The organism is Peribacillus sp. B65, assembly GCF_058513295.1.
This window is the reverse complement of sequence record NZ_CP195840.1, coordinates 2084318-2105317: the sequence shown is the minus strand read 5'-3', so window position 1 is coordinate 2105317 and position 21000 is coordinate 2084318. Positions and strand designations below refer to the sequence as shown.

Below are 21000 nucleotides of genomic sequence, written 5' to 3'. Positions count from 1 at the left end.
AGAAGAAGAGCCAGTTTCCCTACAATATTTCTTAAAAAGTAGTTCCGGTTGATTGGAACGTAAGGTACGAGACTCCTGCGGGAAAAGCGTGGCCAAGGGAGACCCCGCAGGCGAACAGCCGAGGAGGCTCCCGGACCGCCCGCGGAAAGCGAGTGCCTGGAGTGGAAATCATTACACATAACCCTTTCGGGAAATCCGCTCCCTTTCCGCCGACTTGTCTGCCAAGCCTCATAAAAGCAAGCGCCTATAGGGTCATGACTAGCCAGTAATTAGGCAGGAGTGTCGCAAATCTCTTCAATCCAATGAGGATTACAGTAAAAAAACATTCTCTCTAATCGGACTCCTAACCCCATTTTGTCGCCAAAATGAAACTTAATACTTATTTGGATTAGGTTTTTTGATTTGATTAAAGATAGTAATTTGCTTCCTTTCTAATCAGATGCTTAATTTGGAAACCAGCCGACCGGTTTTACATCGAGATTAATGTTGATTTGTTTAATTTCCTGGTATTCATCCAAGCCGTATTTTCCTAAACTGCGTCCAATCCCGCTCTGTTTGTAACCGCCCCATGGCGCTTCGACATATGTTGGATGATAATCATTAACCCATGTGATGCCTGCCCGTACCTTCTTGATCACTCGCAATCCTTTTGCCCCATCGTTAGTGAAGACGCCGCCTGCAAGGCCGTAGTCTGTATCATTTGCAAGTTTAATAGCTTCTTCTTCATCTTTAAACTTTTGAATGACAACGACCGGACCGAAGATCTCCTCTTGTACGATGCGCATGTCAGGTGTTACATCGGTGAATACAGTCGGTGCAATGAAGTATCCTTTGTCAAGGTCTTCATCAACAAGACGGTAACCGCCTGCTGCAAGTGTCGCACCTTCCTGTTTGCCGATTTCAATATAGTTCAAAATGCTATTCATTTGCGCTTCGCTGACAATTGCCCCCATGTTGCTGTCCTCCGCAAGGCCAGATCCTACTTTGATTTTATTTGCGCGTTCCACATAGCGTTTCACATATTCATCATAAATACTTTCCTCAACCAGGATGCGGCTGCCTGATGAACATACTTGACCGGCACCGAAAAAGATGCCGAATAATCCGTAATCGACGGCCGTCTCTAAATCTGCATCTGCAAAAACGATATTAGGTGATTTACCGCCAAGCTCAAGTGAAATTTTCTTTAAGTTGCCCGCGGCCGCCCTCATGATTGTTCGGCCAACATCCGTACTTCCTGTAAATGAAACAATGTCAACATCCTTGCTTTCTGCAATGGTTTGACCGACAACAGTGCCGCGGCCCATCACCATATTAGCAACACCTTTAGGGATGCCTACTTCCTCCAGTATTTCAAATAATTTCATTGCTGTAACAGGTGTCACTTCAGCCGGTTTATATACAATGGTGTTACCTGCCGCAAGGGCCGGTGCGATTTTCCAGACACTCATTAGAAGAGGAAAATTCCAAGGTACAATCAAACCGGCTACACCTACTGGCTCACGAACAACCATCGCTTGTACTGGAGCGGGAACTTGATAAGTTTCCCCTTCTGGATGAAGCACCAAACCAGCATAGTAACGGAAACACGCGGCGGCATCGGCAATATCGAAACCTGCCTCTGCTTTGAGTTTCCCATTGTCCATTGTTTCGAGAATCGTTAACTCTTCAGCACGTTCATCTATTTTATCAGCGATTTTATATAGGTAGGAAGCACGCTCCTGTGCTGTTAGGCCTGACCAGATTCCACTTTCAAAAGCTGCCTTTGCAACTGAGATTGCCTTTTCAGTATCTTCCTTGGTGGCACGCGGAGCCCTTGCAATGACTTCCTGTGTTGCAGGGTTGATTACCGGGATTACTTCATTTGAAGATGAGGTCTGCCACTTACCGTCGATGTAATTTTTAAGCTCTAAAACTGCCGTTTCTAAAATTGTCATGTTTCATTCCTCCGTTTTCATTATTTTTTAGTTTTATCTTTAAGGAACCGTTAAAGTTTTATAACAAGTCTGTCGTCCTTCGCACGTGAGCAGCATGTCAGGATTGAGTTGCGTGTTTGGCGGTTTTCTTCGCTAAGGAAGAAATCACGGTGATCCACTTCACCTTCTGCAACATCCACCTCACAACTTCCGCACCCGCCCACTTTACAAGAATAAGGTGCATCAATGCCTTCCCTTAAAAGCGCATCAAGCAGTGTTTCACCTTCATGAACACGGATGGACCGATCGCTGTCTGTAAGGTCGACAATGAAAGGTTCTTTCGGCCCGTCATGTTTTGTCGCAAATAATTCAAAATGAATCGCATGTTCCGGATAACCATATGAACTGGCAGCTTTTCGGTACTCTTGTACCATCTCGATTGGTCCGCAAAAATATACATGCGTGCCAATGCGATGATCCATCATCGTCTCAGGCATCATTCTGCGTTTATCTTCTGCCTGCGAAAAATAAAAGGTGCATTGATCAGGATATTTGGCTTTCAACAGATCATAAAAAGCACATAATTCCGGTGTGCGTGCTGCATAATGAAGTTCGAAGGTTTGTCCTTCGGCAGCCATATCTTCCATCATTGCCAGAAATGGAGTGATGCCGATTCCAGCTGCATAAAATGCATGATGCTTAGCTCGAAAGCTGAGAGGGAAGTTGTTTTTAGGGAAGCTGACTTCCAATCTGGAATCTATTGTTACATGATCATGCCAGAAAGCGGAACCTCCGCGTGACGCCTCATCACGCCGAATGGAAATAGCATATTTTTTACGGTCCCTTGGGTTGCTGATAAGGGAATATTCTCGCTCGATTATCGTATCCCCTACCGGCATGAAAGTGGTCAAATGCGAACCGCCAGTAAAAGCAGGCAATGGTTTTCCATCAACTGGAATCAATTCGAACTGTTTTACGAATGGAGTTTCTTGAATGATCTTGTTTACTTTCATTTGAATATTTCCTACTACCCGCATGATGATCAGCTCCCTACTTCTTCTTTTCCGATTGGGATGAATGGGTAACCAATATAACCTTCCCGTACGATTGAATAAAATGGTCCTATTTCAAGACTGGCTTTGCAATGGTCACATTCTGCAATTTCGGCTTCTTCTGCGATTTCCGACACTTCGAAACATTTCATGCAATATACATACCGCCGTTTAGGGCCGATAATCACCGTCTGGATCTCAGCTTCAGATAGACCAGCTTCCACCCCGAGCGAGAAGATCATTACGGCATTGTTCCAAGCTGCCGCAATATAAAATTGGGTGCCCATCTTTTGTGACAAGATGACTCTCTTAATCTCCTCTTTATCTTCCATTCCATTAATGGAAAGACATTCAACAGGCACTGTTCCTGCGATTTCAGAAGTGAAACTTTTCGCCTTTTCATATCCGGCTTGATCAGAAATGACGACAAACTTTCTTCGTTCATTCCGAGGAGTAAATTTATTTACGATCGTAATGGATTTATCAAACAATACTGGACTATTGTACAAGGCCCTATCCTCCTACTTATTGTTTATCTTCGCTTTTTTGTTTTTCATCAATACTCCTCAAATATTCGACCGATTGCGAAAGAAACGGGGCAATTCCTTTGTATTCAGCCATAGGTTCCGGAATATCCTGCAGTACGCTATATGTCAGATCAAACCACTCCTGGCGCATTGTCAAATCCTCCAGCGGCAGGAACTGAGTATTCAATACGAATAGAATGGCGTTGCTTCGTGGCATGCGATAAAATTTTTGTTCTTCAACGCGCAAACGAACAAGTTTACCTGCATTTTCCGGTGTTATTTCAGAGCGCTGCGGTCCCCATACATCCATCGTTTCATAGTTGACATCCCAACGGTCCGCCATCAGGTTCCAGTTAATGCGTGTCCATGGCTTTCCTGGCTCGATGGATAATAAAAACTTACGAACGCGATCTGCGAGTTCATCACCTTTCCGTGATACGAATGGAACAGGTGCATGGATCTCATCAAAGGACATGCCTTTATTCCAGTTAGCCGAGAAGAGTGCAGCGTATGAAACTTGCCCCACTTCCAAGTAGAAATTACTATCGCGATGAACCATTAAAACAAAATCATTATGGAAATGGCGGCCTATATAATCAAGCGGCTCATTTGGAAGCGTGCTGGCATCGCCATATACGAATGAATCGGATTCCCCGAATATGTGGTTCTTGAAAGTCCAGTTGTCACCATCTTTAATGACCTCGAAATGCTCCGGGTAGCGATCAGCTGCCATGTCAATCAGCATTTCCAATACTTCCCATTGCATTTCCATTGTGTGTGAAAAAGATTGAAACCTTATATGCGGCTGTTCTTGAAGGAGACGACGCTTCGTTTCCACTTGGAGTTTGTATTCTGGTGTAACTTCAATACAGTTAACGTTTGAGAGTTTTTTCAAGTCGTTTGAATAACGATAGTTACCTGAAGTGAATGGAAATGGGAATGTATCTAAATCTGTTGTTTTGAAATCTAAACTTTGTGTAAACATTAAACAATCTCCTCTCGTTCCCTAGATTCTTTAAAGTGAGTTTTTTTCTATTTAGCTTCCTTTAATTCCACGGATGGACGCTCCATGTCAACTTCATAACGGAAAATGTATTTAGATGAAACATAGTAGGTGACTAAAGCGACAAAGTATGTTGGAATTCCGGCAGCTGTATAAAGGAAAAAGCCACTTGCTTCAAAAGTCAATGGATTATAGAGTGCCCAGTAAACGGTCGTTCCGATAACCACCGTGAGAACGGCCGAAGGGTTAATGCCTTTCCAATAGGTATAAGAGCCTTGCGTGTCATACAAATCCCTTATTGAAATGCGTTGGCGCTTTACAAAGAAGTAATCTGCAACGACAATCCCGCCGAGAACAGCCATTATAAAAGAGATGACAGCAATGAATGAACCAAAGGCATCGTAGAACGTTGAGCTTAGAAGTAAGAATATAGTCGGTACGGTTGTACCCATCGCAATCATCCATGACTTTTTCGGGAATACAGTTTTAAAGCTGACAGCTTGTGAGTACATAAGGAATATGGCTGCACCGACATTCCCTACCGAAAGTAAAATCAAGCCAATGAAGCCGCCCCAACTTCCTGCGATGGAAAACATCCAGTCAGAAGGATTAAGAGAACCAGTGACTAATGCAGCAAGTGCCCCAACTAATGCGGCGATACAGACGATGATTCCATAGCTGTAAAATCCCGCTTTAAATGCTCCTCCTTCTGTTTTAGATAAACGGCTGTATTGGCCAAGGTACGGAAGCCATGAAAAGCCGAGACCGATGTTTAACTCCAGGGCTGTCGCGAATGAACGAGAACTCGTTTCAAATGGCTCAGAAGGAAGTATATGAGCCACTTCCGTGAACCCCTGTCCAAACAAGACTATTGCGAGCAGGCCAAACATGAGAACCATAAAAACTGGAACGGCTACTGCGGTATATTTTTGAATCGCTACCGGTCCCCTCACCGTTACAAGGAATGCACAGACGAAAAGCAAAATCGAGAAAAACGGCGCTCCCGTTGCTTGGCTTGAGAAAATCGCGGGCATGCCCATCCAATTAGCCGCCTCTGCTAACGCCTGGCCGGACATAAAAAGCGCGATGGAAATATAGCCGAGAGTTAAAATAAGAAAAACAAAGAAAAAGATATTCGATCCTAAATACCCAAGTGAACTTCTAAACCCTACAAAAGTGTCTATGCCATAACGCGCAAAATAAAGGGTAATGGGAACTATCAACAGCATAGGGAAGGCATTACCGAATAAAATCGCTGCAAGTGACTGCTTCGCGTCAAGCATTGTACCTGTGTATCCACCAGTTAACAGCCCAAAAGATGAGAGGCCAATAACAACTTGAACTAAAATTAAATCCCGAAGGTTAAAAATCCGGTCATTTTTACTTGCCGGTAAGAACCCAAAGGCCACATCCTTTGAAATGGAGGAATTCTCTTTGCTCACACGCTTCTCTCCCAACTATAGAATAGTGATTGTATTACTTGGAATAAGGCTGATATAGTTCTGGGTAATCGAAACAACTACATTAGACAAGTGAATAGATTAGGTAAGCGATGATTAAAATCATGAAAAAAATTGAACCTGCCGCATCACTCCATTTCATTTTGTCGATTTTCACGGCTTCTTCCTGCTCATACGCATTGATCCGCTCATTCAAATCTGAATATAGATTTTTAATAAAGGGATCTTCTGAATTGATATTCTGTTGAAACTGATTCTCTTTATTCAAAATCGCTTCTCCCTCCTTTGCAATCATGCTTTCTGGTCCCTTCTCTTTACTTTATTGCAATAACCATGCCAATCAGAAAACACTATGCTAACAGGGTTTTCAAAAGGAGGAATATTCATTTTTGAAACTATTGAACAATTGTGAAATTTCTGTAATATAAAACTAGGAAGTTAAATGAAAGGCAGGTAGACATAAATGGATCACTTCACCTCTGCACTCTTGTCTATTTACGATCAGCTTATTGTGACAGATAAAAATGGCACAATACTGAAATCGACCGGAACAGGGAATACCTTATTCCATACAATCAAATCCGCCAATATCGGTGGTTCCATCAAGGATGTTGAACAAGATTTATTTGCTACAAACTTTGCAGAAGAGATAATGGGCAAAAATGAAAAAAGATCCTTCATGCAGTCTACATGGCAGGGTCCAGAGCTTCTGATGACGGCATACCCGATTGAATCCGGGGCATGGGTATGGGCTTACAAAGAACTCAAAGATTCTTATCCAGATACATCAAGGGGGGAATCGTGGCCTTTATTGGAATCGAAGAAGCCATCTTTTCCATTTGTGATCCGCAGTAAACCGATGCTTGATGTTCTGCATAAAATGCAAATGGTTTGTGATGTCAGCGCAACCGTCCTATTATTGGGGGAATCCGGTGTAGGAAAGGAAATAGCAGCCAGGGCCATACATAATATGGGTAATAGAAGTGACGGGCCATTTATACCTGTCAATTGCGGCGCCATCCCGGAAAACCTGATTGAAAGCGAACTGTTCGGATATGTAGAAGGGGCTTTTACCAGCGCTCGGAAAGACGGCGCCAAGGGAAAATTCACACTTGCCCATAAAGGTATCTTATTCTTGGATGAAGTGGGCGAATTACCGCTTAATGTTCAGGTAAAACTGCTTCGCGTCCTTCAGGAGCGCATTGTCACGCCAATTGGGAGCACGGCCTCACACCCTGTTGACATTCAGGTGATTGCCGCAACTAATAAATCACTCGAAAAAATGGTAAAAAAAGGAGAATTCCGAGAAGACTTATATTATCGTCTTCATGTCGTGCCTATCCATCTTCCGCCGCTTAGGAATCGTGTAGATGAAATCCCTCACCTGGTTCAGTTTTTTTTACAAAAGTACAATACACTATACAATCGAAAGGTAGCTTTCACACCGGATGCAATCGACTTGCTATGTATCTATCAATGGCCCGGCAACGTGCGCGAGCTTGAAAATACAGTTGAAAGGCTTGTGATTACTAGCGGAATACCGGAAGTGGATGTTGCGTTGGTTAGAGAGGTGCTTCCTTTTAAAGGACCCAACAAACCCACTTCACTACCTGTCATCGATTTTCTAATGCCTTTGCAGGAAGCAGTCGACCTTGTGGAGGAACAGCTGATCAATATGGCGATGGAACAATACAAATCATTAAAACTAGCGGCAAAGGTATTGGAAGTCAGCCAGCCGACGATGAGCAGGAAATATAAAAAATTACGTAATAAAATCGAAGAGGCAAGCTTTTCACCAGTGGATAAACGGGCCATTTTAGAAGAACAAATAAACCAGCGGCTTCGATCCATAGCCGTTGTAACCGCAGCTATCATTCCAGCTGAGGAGGTAATCAGTCTACAAAAAAATATGAACCGGCAAAATTCCTATTCCCAGAAATTAAAACAAAAACTTACCATGATTCAAGAAAAGGAAGGCGTAATTGAATGGGTCTTTATATTTATCATGACGGATGATGGACGTCTGATTCACCTCGTTGCCGACAAGGGCTTTGTAATTGAACCGGGGGAAGAATATATGGGTCCCCCGGAAATGGTTAATGTCGCTTACCAGGCGTTTAATGGTAAAGCGGGTGTTACTCCCATATACGAAGACAGGTACGGTGAGTGGAAAACAAGCTTTGCGCCAATCATTGATGATGATGGCACTATCGTAGGTATTATCGGATGTGATTACAGCAAAGCCTATTTCAATTCGGAAATGCAGCGTCTCCGTAAGCAACTCAATATACATGTTTGATTTCGGAATGCAGTCATGCGGTGAGTCTATTAGACCAACTGAATACTAGGGTAAAAAAAGAAAAGCTGATTACAGGAGCCGTCTAGAACGGGCTTCTGCAGTCAGCTTTTTCATTATTACCATATACATCATGAACGTTATGGAGGAATTAAAATGGCAGTAATGCCACCCATTTTTCGGTCTAACTGGTTTTCCCAAATTGACCACACCTATATAGGCAATTTTATATGTTGTTCTTCCACTAAATATAAACTGTTAAGAGGATTTGGCAGAGCATATGGATACTCATTCAATGATTTAATGGAACAACCCAATGACTTATTCCTATTATACAAATGAGTGCTCATAAGCCTTATTGCCATGAAACTTATATAACTTTCTCTTTATTTTCTCTATTTTTCACCAAAAAATAAGCAGTAATCAAGGCAGTAATAGGAATTATCAGGGCTACACCTGTTCCAGCACAAAATATAGTGATCATTTCAGCACTGAATATTTTTGAGTTTACGATTTCTCCAACAGAATAGGATAAATCTTTAAACCATATAAGCAATGCCAAATAGCCTCCAAAGAAAGCAAAAAATAGTGTATTCGTAGATGTCCCTAAAATATCCCGCCCAATACTCAATCCAAATGTGAATAATTCCTTCTTGCTAATGGATGGATGGTGATGATACATTTCTCGCATGGGAGATGCAATGGCCATGGCTGTATCGATAATCGCGCCAATAGTACTCATAATAATTACTGAAGCTCCAATTTTAACAAAATCCACCCCAATATAAAGGGAAAAGATGCTAAGCTCTTCTATTTCTTCTTCACCGAAACCTTGTATCATCGCATTTTCCGTCACAATGACAATAAAAAAGAGTACAATAACAATCGTGATAATAGTAGAAATGAATGCTGTTTTTGTTGTACTGTTCACTTCGTTAATGAAAAATAAATTAATATAACTAATCACCGTACATGCAATCAATGTTACGATATACGGATCAATATATGGATTAGTCATAAAAATGATGGTGAAAAGTAACACACCAAAGTTTAGGAACAAAGCAAAAAATGAACGTGCCCCTTTTTTTCCGCCAATCAAGATCATTAATATAAATAGTATAAACGCTAGCAACACTAATACATTCATTATCTTTCCCTCTTTCGATTAATGAAAAAAATAGAGACATATAGACCGATCGGGATAGTTAACACGATTCCGATACCACCTGCAAGAGCACGGGCCAATTCCAATGTTAGGTTCATGGAAAGGGTAAATCCCAATGCAGAATTATTTTTCAAATACAAAATAATCATAGGAATGGAACCACTTATATAGGCAAAAAACAAAATATTTGTCATGGTCCCCATAATGTCTTTTCCAATCTCTAATCCTGAAGTTTTAAGTGCTTTTACTGATATGTGGTTATTCTTTTCATACAACCCGAAAATCGAAGAAGACATGGTAATGGCTATATCCATTACAGCTCCTAAAGAACCGATAAATAACCCTGCCAAAAACACCATTTTATAAGGACGAGTGATAAATTGCATCTCTTCATATCGAAGGCCCTTTTCGGAAGTTAACCACATAACAAGATAAGCAATGAACAGCGATAAAAAAGTCCCTAACAGTGTCGCAATAACCGCTGCATAGGTTTTTTCATTAAAACCATTAACGAGTAAAAGGGAAAAGACCGTAAATAGTATGATACTTATACTGCATATTAAAACCAAACCAATGTTTGATGTATTCAAATAAAAATCTAATGCATATGACAACAATATGGCATTGACTGCCAAACTAATAATTGAAAGCAGGCCTTGTTTTTTTCCAACGATAAGTAATGTAAAGATAAAAACCCATGCTATTATCAACACAAATTTATCCCGTTTTACGTCTTTTATGGTTCCAGTCAACTCTGAATTTCCTTTTGTCTTCGTATCAATCGAAACAAATAAATCATTTCCAACTCGATATTCTTGATCATAAGCTCCGGATTTGGAATATTCATTCTTTAAATGAATAAGTTTTCCTTTTTCTTCTCCATTTTGTAATTCGGCTATTATACTCTGGGTAAATAGGCGATCTTCATTTTGATACATATCATTCAATTCAGTTGTATTTTCCAGATTTGTTTTGATGACTTTGGCTATTGGGCGTTCATAGAATGAATAATTGTGATGAACAAAGAAAACAGACAAGACAAAACAAAGTGCTATGACGGCGTACAAAGAAACATGCTTGTATCCCATTTTTTTAAATTTATTTACGATAACATTCAAAATAAAACCTCCAAATATCGGGTGGGCAAAAAAGCAGGAAGGAGCCAGAATTGACTGACTCCACCCCGCCTTACTAGTATTTGATTTATTTATCTTATCATGAATAGATTTAGTATGCGAACAACGTCCGATCTACCTCCTTTACGCCTCCCCAGATAAAACGCTAAGAAGAGATTGAGGTGACATCTCAGGAAAAACAAGCAGAGATCACATTGCGGATCATGAAGACACCCTTACCAGTAACAATCCGCTGACTCAATACCCATTCACGCATTAATGGACATAGAATTTTACCAGAGATGTTTTGTCTTAACTCTTTTGTTGTCTACCCTTTGTTCTCCTTACATATTTACAAACCACCGCTTTGTGTATTATCAAATTAAATATTCTAGCGAGGTCTATATCTAAATATATAATATTCTCTTGTCACTATTAGGCGTATCGTCAGGAAAATGCGGATTTACAACGTTAAGAAAAATACCATTATTAAAAGCCCAATTTCTCACCCTTTAAATTGAGGAATTGGGCTTCTTATAATGAACCTAATGCTGAAAATATGAATATACTTCAGTTGTTAAATGCTTAACTTGTAATACGGTTCACCGTACCTCACAGAACTGCGTTTTTTACTCCAATTTAACATAGTACTTCAACATTAAATCCTCCGGGCGCTTCTACGTAGAAAGTATATCTGTGTAAGTGTTGTGGGAGTTTTACCTTGTATCCATCATCTTTCAACCGCTTATTGATCCTGTTAACTTGTTCTTCATTTTCTTGTATGAATCCAACATGAAATGTCTTGGGGTATTGTACATCGCTTCCTTTCATTAGAGTCAATATGGAGCCATCATCATCTTTCATTGCAGCGAACCCATCTCCTCGACTTCCTGCACATGTTAGTCCAAAATATGTTTCTAAAAAATCACGTGAAGCTGTAACATCATTAACAGTTAAATTTAAATGATTGATCTTCATTACTTCCCCCAATTTTGGTATTATTGTTTTCTCTCGGTAAAAAAGTTAATTTTCCACTGGCTCGTTGTGATGTTGTTAGTCACTTTGTAATCGGACTTGTTATTTCTCCCTCCCTATTTTGTAAGGTATTCCTTCTTTTTAGTGAAAATGACAGTATCATCTTTCCGATTCAGTAAATAATCATCCAAGTTACCGCAATTACAAGATTTAAAAAGGCCAACCAGTAAAAACTGGCTAGCCTTCGATCAACTCAATTACAATATTTTTTCATTTTCAAAGTTAGTGTTTGACTCTACTTTCTTAGCCAATTTAAATTTATAGAATAATATACAGGCTACCAAAAATCCTATTCCATAAAACAGTCCAACTCGTTGAGTAGGGTCAAAGGCAAGGAATACTAGAATCAGTAAACAAAAGCCTAAACAAAATAACGGGACAAATGGGTAAAATGGTACTATGTATTGTAAATCTGCCGTTTTACCACCCGCTTTTATAAACTTCCTTCTAAACATATATTGCGATAAAGCAATCCCCATCCAAGAAATCGTGACGGAAATTCCAGCTATGGACATTAGTATCACGAACACAGTATCCGCCGCAATGAAGCTGGTCAATAACGATAGGAGCGAAAAGCATATCGTAAAAAGAAGGGCATTCAATGGCACTTTCCTTTTGGACAATAGACCAAACATCTTAGGTGCCATTCCATCATGGGCCATCGACCAAAGCAAACGTGTGGAAGCATACAGACATGAATTCCCCACAGAAAGAATGGCTGTCAAAATAATGAAATTCATGATACTTGCTGCATAAGGTATCCCCGCTATCTTCATTAAAGTTACAAAAGGGCTTTCCAATAAGCCTAATTCCGAAGAAGGGAATATGGCGGAAAGGATGATAATGGACGAAATGTAAAAAACAATGATTCTAACTAGTACGTTTCGAATGGCTTTAGGGATGTTCTCTTCAGGTTTTTCACTTTCCCCTGCCGCTATTCCTATTAGTTCTGAGCCTTGATAAGAAAATATCACATTCATCATTGTTACAAAGATAATTGTAATGCCTCCTGCTGGAAAAAGACCAGAAGGTGCCAAATTCTCAAAGAATGGGGTTGGACGATCAGATAAAGAGACAAAACCAAAGATGCCAGCGATTCCAATCAAGATAAACAAAATCACTGCAACGATTTTTATTCCAGCGAACCAATATTCCGCCTCTGCAAAACCTCTTGTCGTTAATGCATTCAATGTAAATAAAAGCACTATGAACACAGCACACCAAATCCAGGTAGGACTATAGGGGAACCATTGTTTCATCAATATTCCTGCTGCCGTAAACTCAACTCCTGCAGTTGCTGCTGAGCCTACGAAATACATCCATCCTAGAGAGAAACCAGCGGAAGGCCCAATATATTCGGCAGCATATTTTTGGAATGAACCTGTAACCGGCATATGAACGGCTAGCTCGCCAAGGCAGACCATGACCATATACAAAATAAGACCGCCGGCTAGATAACCGATCAGGGCTCCTCCTGCCCCCGCTTGGTTAATTGTATAGCCAGCATTTAAAAAAAGGCCTGTACCAATTACGCCGCCAAGTGAAAGCATAAATAAATGGCGTCTTTTCATTGAGCGTTGCAGCTGATCATTATTCTCCAGTCCATACCCCATAAAATCACGTCCTTATCTTATCTATTAGCCTATGCCTTCTCCCAAACCATCTTAGAACCTCAATGAGAGACAACTAAGGCCGCCATCTTGTTTTTGAAATTCAGTCATCTCCACTTCAATCACTGTGTATCCCAAATCTTCAATTTTTTTCTTTGTACCATCAAACCCTTTCGGGACAATAACGCAGTCGTTCATTCTGACGCAGTTACCCGAATATTCTTCTTCCTCTTTTACGATGATTTGATTAAAGCTAGAAAAAGCCTCGTGATTAATGAATTCCCCGGCCACTAATAAATTATTGTCTCCCAGGTAATTGACACCCGTTTTTAAATGAAAGAATTCCTTAAGGGGGATGATGGTCGTATCATAACCATACTTACCCATGATATCTTTGAACTGCAGAGCACCTGCTTCATTCGTTCTGGTTGAAAGGCCGACATAGAAGTGATTTTCAACTTGCATTACATCTCCGCCATCTAGCATACCTGGTGATTGAATATATTCGATTGTTTCATAAAAGTCCTTCAAAACTTCTTTCATTTCAATAATTTCACCATTACGGCTATCTGCACCAGGATTGGTTACAAGTGCACATTTTGGGGTCAACACTGCGGTATCTTCTACAAACGTAGAATCAGGGTATCTTTCATCCGATTCGAGAACGGTCACTTTCACACCGCAGCGTTTTAATGCTTCTACATAAGCCTCGTGTTGTATAAGCGCTTTTTCATAATCCGGGTTTCCTAAATCCGATGTTGTTAAGCCATTTACAAAACTTTTTCCAATCTTTCTTACAATCGCGTGATTAAACATATATTTTCCTCCTAAATAGGTAGTTTATCTTTTTAAAATGTGGAATACCTTTTTGCTCCTGCCGTACTTTAAATGGAGTTTCTTTTATTCCTGAAGCGGAATTATAAAAATATAGGCATGATAGAGAGAAGAGACAACCAAATTCCTCTCTTAAACTATAACGGGTGCCTCTTCTTAGCCCATGCTTTCTCAATTATTTTAATGACTGCACAATTTATCCGCTATTCCTACAAAATAGCTTACACCGTACCCTAAAGCCTTCTCATCGATTTTAAATTTAGGATGGTGTAAAGGATAAGCTTTTCCAAACTCATTATTATGGACGCCTAGAAACTGCATGGAAGATGGAACGATTTCGGAAAAAGCCGAAAAATCTTCTGTTCCAAACATGGGATCATCAACCTTGATGATGTTATTCTCTTCAAAAATACCTTCCATGACCGTTCTTGAAATATCAACAGCAGCTTTATCATTTACCACAGCTGGATACCCTAAATACCAAGTAATTTCACATTTTGCCCCATGCGCTTCCGAAATCCCCTTAACGATTTGCTCAAGATGCTCCCTTGCTTTCACTCGGCTATCCGAGTCCAAGGAACGAATGGTACCACCGATTTCCGCATATTCAGGTATGACATTGAGCGCACTTCCGGAATGGAACTGAGTGACTGAAATGACTGGTGTCCTAAGTGCTGAAATTTTTCTGGAAACGATATGTTGAATATTCGTCGTAATTTCTGCACCAATGATCAGCGGATCTACCGTTAATTCCGGAGTCGACGCATGACCGCCCTGACCAATGATTTTAATTTCAAAATCATCGGCTGCAGCACAGAATACCCCTTCCCTTAAACATATCGTTCCTGTTCGTTCATAAGGAGTAACATGCAGTGCAAAGGTATAATCCACTCCTTCCATGACCCCTTTTTTCACCAACTCCTGAGCTCCACCAGGCAGTACCTCTTCTGCGTGTTGGAAAATAAACCTGATTTCTCCATCAATCGAATCTTTTTTTCCGGAGAGGACTTTAGCAGCACCTAATAACATCGCAGCATGTGCATCATGTCCGCATGCATGCATAACCCCAGGATTTTTTGATTTGAATTCAATTTCTGCTTCCTCTTCAATCGGGAGAGCATCAATATCTGCACGAAAAGTTATGGTATTCGATTTTCGGGAAGATTTTTTAGTTCCTTTAAGAACCGCTAAAACGCTCGTTTCGGTTGGTCTCGTCACTTCCAATCCTGAAAAGGTTTTTAATTTCCTGTAGATAAATTCAGAAGTCTGGTGCTCCTGATATGAGAGCTCCGGATTTTCGTGAAAATGTCGTCTCCATGAAATCACTTCATCCACAACCGTCTCCTGTATTGTCTTCATCATAAACGCCTCCTTTTAGTGCCAATATTCAGATTTTTCAGATCCTTAAAAAGGGCCATACTGTATGCTTTGAGCAATGATCAAAAAGATAATCGCTATCGCAAACTGAATCAGAAGATATGGAAACACCCATTTTACCCATTTCGTAAATGATATGCCTGCCACTGCCAATCCAGCCAATAGCACTCCAGAAGTCGGAAATATCATATTCGAAATCCCATCCCCTAATTGGAAAGCTAATACTGCCGTTTGTCTTGTCACACCCATTAAATCCGCTAATGGAGCCATGATCGGCATCGTCAATGCAGCTTGCCCACTTCCGGATGGAACAATGAAGTTAAGAAATAATTGGACAATGAACATTCCGATTGCATTTATGGCGGGAGGAAGTTGTTCAACCAATCCTGCAGCATAATATAAAATGGTATCCAACAATCCGCCACTTGTAATGATGACCAGGATTGTCTGCGCAACTCCTATTATCAATGCCCCAGAAACCATATCGCCTGCTCCTGAAATAAAACCATTAGCCATCTTGGATGGAGTTAAGCCTCCAATTATGCCCATAATGATCCCGCTTAATAAAAACAAGCCGCCAATTTCACTTATATACCATCCTAATTTAATAACTCCGTATATTAATAGGATGAAATTCACCAATAAAATAATTAAAGCGGCGCTATGTCTTTTACTTATCCTAAAGTTTTTATCAAAATGTGCATGATCTTCACGCCTGAATTTCCCATACTCCCCCAGTTCAGGGTTTCTTTTAACCTTCATTGCATGGAAATAGATGTACAATACTGTAACGACATAAAACACTGCAAGAAGAGCGATTCGCAATCCCATTCCCGAATACATGGGCAGTTCTGCAATGCTTTGGGCAACTCCTACATTAAAAGGGTTCGTGATGCCCGAAATGAATCCAGTCGCCAATGTCCCAAGCATGACGATCGCAAAACCCGTAAGTGCATCAAAGCCTAATGCAATCGTCATCGGAACAATGATTGCGATATAAACTAATGCATCTTCAGCAGATCCGATCAGTGTCCCTAATGAAGCGAAGATCAATACCATCAACGGAATGAGCAATTTCACTTTTGTTCCGAATCGGACAGCCACAAACTTAATGAAAGAATCCAGTGCTCCAGTTGCCTGCATGATTCCCAATGCCCCGCCAAACAAAAAGACGAATAAGATAATTGATGCTCCTTCAATCATCCCTGCGTGAATGCTGCTGAACATTTCCAATAATCCCACTGGTGTTGATTCAATGAATTCAAATGAAGTTGGATCGACTACACTTCGGCCATCCTTTTCAATTCTTTCATATTGGCCTGCAGGCAAGATATAGGTTAAAACCGTCACGATTACAATTACGATAAACATTAAGACAAAGGGATTAATCCCTTTTTCCGGTAACTCCGTTAGTTGGTTAAGTGGCTTATTATTCTGATTAAGCGGCTCGGAAGTGATTTGACCATTAGGCAGGTCATTCATATAAATACCCCCAGTTAAAGTTTTATACTACTAATCCAGTTTTCCTGTCGGACCATCACTTCTCAACCAAACACTTAAACATACTCTTTATTAACTTCTCCAGCATAACGGGCGTATGGACGAAGGCACTATCGATGTGAAGGCGCTCAGTACGCTGGTGGGCATCCTTGCCGAACGGCCCCACATTAAGTACGGGTGCCTGAAGCCTTTGCATATCAGCAAAAGGAATGCTGTAAGTATCGCCCCAGACCGGTGTATTTTTTTCAAAAGCCGTCCAGCCATCAGACTCATCAGTATATTGAACATAGCTTAAATCGCAAATGCCATTAAAATAATGAATTTGGCTGACTTCTTCATCAAGCAATCTAGCAGTTTCCTTCATTAATTTCACAGATTCCATGATAAGCGGATCATCGGACGTATTGACGGCTGGATAATATGGCGGTGCGAACAGCAATACGATGGCGGGTGAAAGCTCCTGACATTGTATCATCAATTTTTCTGCGACCCTAAATGATTTTTCCCGCTCATCCAAATCCATGTTTCCTTTAACTTCACTTTTTATTTGCTCAACAAAACTGCCGCCAAATTTGTCCTCGGCATATGAAAGTAACTTTTCGTAGCGCAATACTTGTACTTCACCTACACCTTCAATATGTTCTCGCAGACAAAGAGCTTTATAAGATTCATTGCATTTTATCGCTGCTTCGTTTGCAACCTGCTCGAATAAATCCATTATTTCTGCAGCTGTCCTTTTCATAATGAACACATTATATAGCGCTGCTGCACGATAGGGTGTCTGTGTTGAATATTGTAGTTTCAGATCTTTTTGCTGAAGCGATACTGGTAAAGGTGTTTCCTCGCCAAGATCACTTTCCTGAAAAAGAGTGTTCCACTCCATGAGCTGCGTAAGGAATGAGGCTATATAGTTAGCCGTTATGCCCTTTAATGGCTCACCCACATGAGTTTCTTTCCCATAAAAAAGGGCAGCCGGCATGATTTTCCCCAAAGTTCCGGAATAAATATAATGTCTATTATCGCCCGGCTTCTGTGAAAAGGAAGGTTCACTATTAAAAAACATTTTATAGGAAAGGTCATATTTATCACGTAAAGACACAAGTTCTTTAACTGCAGCCCTCATTCCCGCAGAATTCACTTCCTCATCAGGAACGGTTAACAGCAGGAGATTGATCGGCCATTTTTCAACGCTTGCCTTTTCGATGATAGCCATATGAAGGGCAAGCCCCATTTTCATATCCATTGTTCCTCTACCAAACAAGTACTTTCCTGATTCAAGATCAATGCGCGCTTCTTCCGGCAGATCATCTTTTCGGTCATGAAGTTTTTTCGTGAGCTCCTCCGGCTGAAATGCAAGAGTCTCAAGATCACCGTATTCTTCAGTATGAACCGTATCAAAATGGCTGATTAATACAACGGTCTCCTTGCTATCGGGATGTTTATAAAAGGCATTGACAAAGTTTCTCCCTAAATCAGCCTCGTGAAGCGATAAGTACGCCGGATTCCTTTTAAAATATTCAAGCTCCCTCAATTTCTCTTGAACCTTATAAGGGAACACTAGCTCCCCTGGTGTAAGAGTACGGCTTTCCCAGCTAACAAGTTCACACAACAAAGCACGAAGCGTTTCTGGAGTACCCCATAGTAATTGACTCATTTCAATCCCCCTTCATCAATATTTGTACGAACCACCGGGCAGGTTAAACAAGTTGGACCGCCAGTGCCTTTGTAACTGATTTCAGTTCCTTTGTATTCATAAACCGTTGCTCCGGCATCAAGAAGCTGTTGCTTCGTGTAAGCGTTACCAGAAGATATAACGCAAACCCGCGGAGCGATGGCAAGCACATTACAGCCCAAGTTCAAGTACTCATCAACCGGCACTTCGATAAGCTGAATGCCTCGTTCAATAAGCAGTTTTCTGAAAAAGACAGGCATAAGGCGGGAATGAACTACGGCTAAATCATGGTCGACAAGGCTGATGAAAGACATTAGATGGAGACACTCTCCCTCTCCTTGATCATGCGGCAGCTGAACTACGATGAAATCATCCACAAGATGTGCGGTCATTTCCTTTAATTGCCGAATGGCTTCTGCGTTTGTACGATAACCATGTCCGACAACCAGGGTTTTATCATCAAGCCAAATGATATCACCGCCATCCGCGACCGCATCACCCGTTAAATACCCAATAATCGGGATGTTCTTTTCCTTGCAAAATTCCTTGTATACATTAGCTTCAGGCTGCCTCAATTCTTTCCCTGACTTTAAAATAATGGCCCCTTGGCTTGTGAATTTGATCGGGTCATGCGCATATAAGGAGTCAATCCCGACTACCGAAGATGCTGGCAAATAATCGATGTTTGGAACATATTTCTCCAAAATGGAAATAAAGTCACCATACTCGGTTAGAGCTTCGTTAAAATCTGGCTCTTCCGCAAAGTTGAAGTTCCGCCATGCTTGGCTTAAATGCTCTTGACTAATAAAAGCTTCTTTCGGATGTTTTACAATGACACGTTCCAATGGTTTGTACATGGACGAACAATAAGTCACTGCCTCCCCCTCCTTTTCCGCATATCGGAAAACGTTTCCGCTAATAGGAATATTTTCTTTTATTATAAAATTAGTTTTGGTATAATGTCAATATGTTTTAAATATTCAAATAAATCAACGTTTTATACAACTTGGAATGAAAGATAGGTGGTTTGTTTATGCAATCGATCGACCGTGCCATGAACGTTATAAAGGTGCTCGTTTCCAATTCATCGGAAAACTGGCTGTCAATTACGGAACTTTCTCAAGAGTGTGATCTTCCTGTCAGCTCCATGCATCGTTTGTTAAAAGCGATGTCCTCGCATGGGTTAATCCAACAGGACGGGCAAACCAAACAATATGGTTTGGGGAATATTTGGCTCGAATACGGTTTACGTATGTATGACAAAATGGATTACATCAGCCAAATAAGGCCTGAACTGGAAAGACTGATGAACAATGTGGAGGAAAGCGTCTATCTTAGCCAGCCAATCGGAATGGAATCACTTGTTATCGAACGAATCGACAGTGAAAAAAGCCAAATCCGGGTTTATGACCAGCTTGGCTCACGAGTTCCTATGCATATTGGGGCAGCCAATAAAGCGATGCTCGCCTATATGCCATATAAACAAGCGAAAAAAATTGTAGATGCTCTTCTGCCAACTCAAGAAAGAGCAGCTTTTTGGGATATATTGCAAGAGACTAAAATGAAGGGACATGGAATCAGTCACAGTGAAAGAACAGAGGGAACATGTTCTGTTTCCGTGCCGATATTGAACCATTTTGGGGAAGTTCATGGTGCGGTGAGCATAGGTTTTGTCAGCTTTAACCTGACAGAAGAAAGACTTGATTTCCTCATTAAGAATGTGATGGAAACTGGCAATCGGGTTTCTGCAAAATTGGGGTATAGGGGACAATGAATAAGCGGGCAGTGGTGGATTATCGGATAAGCCAAAAAAAGAAGATGAATCATTTCATCTTCTTTTCGTTTTTATATTAATCGCTGCCGGTCACGAATAAATCTTCCCTGAAATAGGCAAGGACCTCGCCGGCCACAACAGGTTCTCCCTCCAATACCTCTAATGATTCTATCTTTCCGCTGACACCAATATCAATGATTTCCACACAGCCATCTGCCTTCTTAATCTGAAATAATTGTTCCCATTCATAAAACCTGGAATTTTTGGATATTGAAATTTTTTCAATCCTGCCTTCACAAGGACTTAGAATCACATCAACGTACATTTAAATCATTCCTTCCTTCAGTATTCTTCAAAATGAAATGGGGTTTGTAACACTAACCTGAGAAAGTTTTGGAACTCAGGTATATCTTCTTGTTCAATGCCCAGGGTCGGAGCCCAGTACTGATCTAAATTAATATCATTGGCACAAAGCAGGATCATTCTTCCGCTTTGCATGGAAGTCACCATTGCTTTACCGAAAAACTGGCCCGAATATACAATGGTCACATCATATCTATAATCTTGTGACAATAAGCAGTAATGATGAATAGCCTGGTTTTCTTTATTTTCGGAAAGAATATCAAAATTCAACGGATTGCCTCCTTTCTTGTAAGCCCTAATT

Annotated in this window: 19 protein-coding genes; 2 read left to right on the top strand and 17 right to left on the bottom strand. The window is 40.8% G+C overall.

Annotated features, from left to right (window positions below; all coding sequences use genetic code 11):
- Positions 1–443: 443 nt before the first annotated feature.
- The 6 genes from ACSR9O_RS10365 to ACSR9O_RS10340 form a co-directional block, all read right to left on the bottom strand.
- A complete protein-coding gene (locus ACSR9O_RS10365; RefSeq protein ID WP_230176885.1) occupies positions 444–1937 on the bottom strand; it encodes an aldehyde dehydrogenase family protein in 1494 nt (497 codons plus the stop codon).
- 50 nt (positions 1938–1987) lie between these two features.
- Entirely contained in the window at positions 1988–2953 is a 966-nt protein-coding gene (locus ACSR9O_RS10360; RefSeq protein WP_230176886.1) for a PDR/VanB family oxidoreductase, read from the bottom strand.
- 5 nt (positions 2954–2958) lie between these two features.
- The gene (locus tag ACSR9O_RS10355) at positions 2959–3477 is read right to left on the bottom strand and encodes a hypothetical protein (RefSeq protein ID WP_101222304.1); all 519 of its coding nucleotides are present in this window, start codon (positions 3475–3477) and stop codon (positions 2959–2961) included.
- A 16-nt stretch (positions 3478–3493) separates the two neighbouring features.
- Positions 3494–4480 carry a heme-dependent oxidative N-demethylase family protein gene (locus ACSR9O_RS10350; protein ID WP_101222305.1) on the bottom strand — a complete coding sequence of 329 codons (987 nt, stop codon included), beginning with the start codon at positions 4478–4480 and terminating at the stop codon, positions 3494–3496.
- 47 nt (positions 4481–4527) lie between these two features.
- Entirely contained in the window at positions 4528–5940 is a 1413-nt protein-coding gene (locus ACSR9O_RS10345) for a purine-cytosine permease family protein (RefSeq protein ID WP_230176887.1), read from the bottom strand.
- A gap of 82 nt (positions 5941–6022) precedes the next feature.
- A complete protein-coding gene (locus ACSR9O_RS10340) occupies positions 6023–6253 on the bottom strand; it encodes a hypothetical protein (RefSeq protein WP_063593935.1) in 231 nt (76 codons plus the stop codon).
- 168 nt (positions 6254–6421) lie between these two features.
- On the opposite strand from ACSR9O_RS10340, the gene ACSR9O_RS10335 reads away from it, so the two are divergent.
- The gene (locus ACSR9O_RS10335; RefSeq protein WP_230176888.1) at positions 6422–8257 is read left to right on the top strand and encodes a sigma 54-interacting transcriptional regulator; all 1836 of its coding nucleotides are present in this window, start codon (positions 6422–6424) and stop codon (positions 8255–8257) included.
- 367 nt (positions 8258–8624) lie between these two features.
- On the opposite strand, the gene ACSR9O_RS10330 is transcribed toward ACSR9O_RS10335, so the two are convergent.
- From ACSR9O_RS10330 to ACSR9O_RS10290, 9 genes are all read right to left on the bottom strand, one after another.
- Positions 8625–9401 carry a YibE/F family protein gene (locus ACSR9O_RS10330; protein WP_230176889.1) on the bottom strand — a complete coding sequence of 259 codons (777 nt, stop codon included), beginning with the start codon at positions 9399–9401 and terminating at the stop codon, positions 8625–8627.
- Positions 9401–10537: a YibE/F family protein gene (locus ACSR9O_RS10325; RefSeq protein ID WP_491724347.1), complete on the bottom strand. Its 1137-nt coding sequence runs from the start codon at positions 10535–10537 to the stop codon at positions 9401–9403. Before ACSR9O_RS10325 ends, ACSR9O_RS10330 begins: the two co-directional genes overlap by 1 nt.
- A 636-nt stretch (positions 10538–11173) precedes the next feature.
- Positions 11174–11512: a VOC family protein gene (locus ACSR9O_RS10320; protein WP_230176890.1), complete on the bottom strand. Its 339-nt coding sequence runs from the start codon at positions 11510–11512 to the stop codon at positions 11174–11176.
- Positions 11513–11766: 254 nt separating this feature from the next.
- Complete coding sequence (locus tag ACSR9O_RS10315) at positions 11767–13182, bottom strand: amino acid permease (protein WP_491724346.1); 1416 nt, start codon at positions 13180–13182, stop codon at positions 11767–11769.
- Positions 13183–13233: 51 nt separating this feature from the next.
- On the bottom strand, positions 13234–13995 hold the full coding sequence (locus tag ACSR9O_RS10310; protein ID WP_230176892.1) for a dimethylarginine dimethylaminohydrolase family protein: 762 nt from the start codon (positions 13993–13995) through the stop codon (positions 13234–13236).
- A gap of 198 nt (positions 13996–14193) precedes the next feature.
- Complete coding sequence (locus tag ACSR9O_RS10305; RefSeq protein ID WP_491724345.1) at positions 14194–15372, bottom strand: amidohydrolase; 1179 nt, start codon at positions 15370–15372, stop codon at positions 14194–14196.
- A gap of 45 nt (positions 15373–15417) precedes the next feature.
- Entirely contained in the window at positions 15418–16761 is a 1344-nt protein-coding gene (locus ACSR9O_RS10300) for a YfcC family protein (protein WP_397315844.1), read from the bottom strand.
- A 166-nt stretch (positions 16762–16927) separates the two neighbouring features.
- A complete protein-coding gene (locus ACSR9O_RS10295; RefSeq protein ID WP_230176894.1) occupies positions 16928–18544 on the bottom strand; it encodes a M20/M25/M40 family metallo-hydrolase in 1617 nt (538 codons plus the stop codon).
- Positions 18541–19419, bottom strand: a complete 879-nt coding sequence (locus ACSR9O_RS10290; protein ID WP_230177085.1) for a dimethylarginine dimethylaminohydrolase family protein — start codon at positions 19417–19419, stop codon at positions 18541–18543. Before ACSR9O_RS10290 ends, ACSR9O_RS10295 begins: the two co-directional genes overlap by 4 nt.
- Positions 19420–19595: 176 nt before the next feature.
- Between ACSR9O_RS10290 and ACSR9O_RS10285 the strand changes: the two genes are divergently transcribed.
- Complete coding sequence (locus ACSR9O_RS10285; protein ID WP_230176895.1) at positions 19596–20336, top strand: IclR family transcriptional regulator; 741 nt, start codon at positions 19596–19598, stop codon at positions 20334–20336.
- 76 nt (positions 20337–20412) lie between these two features.
- Here ACSR9O_RS10285 and ACSR9O_RS10280 read toward each other — a convergent pair whose 3' ends face one another.
- The gene (locus tag ACSR9O_RS10280) at positions 20413–20661 is read right to left on the bottom strand and encodes a biotin/lipoyl attachment domain-containing protein (RefSeq protein WP_101222318.1); all 249 of its coding nucleotides are present in this window, start codon (positions 20659–20661) and stop codon (positions 20413–20415) included.
- 17 nt (positions 20662–20678) lie between these two features.
- Entirely contained in the window at positions 20679–20969 is a 291-nt protein-coding gene (locus tag ACSR9O_RS10275; RefSeq protein WP_101222319.1) for an SAV0927 family protein, read from the bottom strand.
- Positions 20970–21000: the final 31 nt, after the last annotated feature.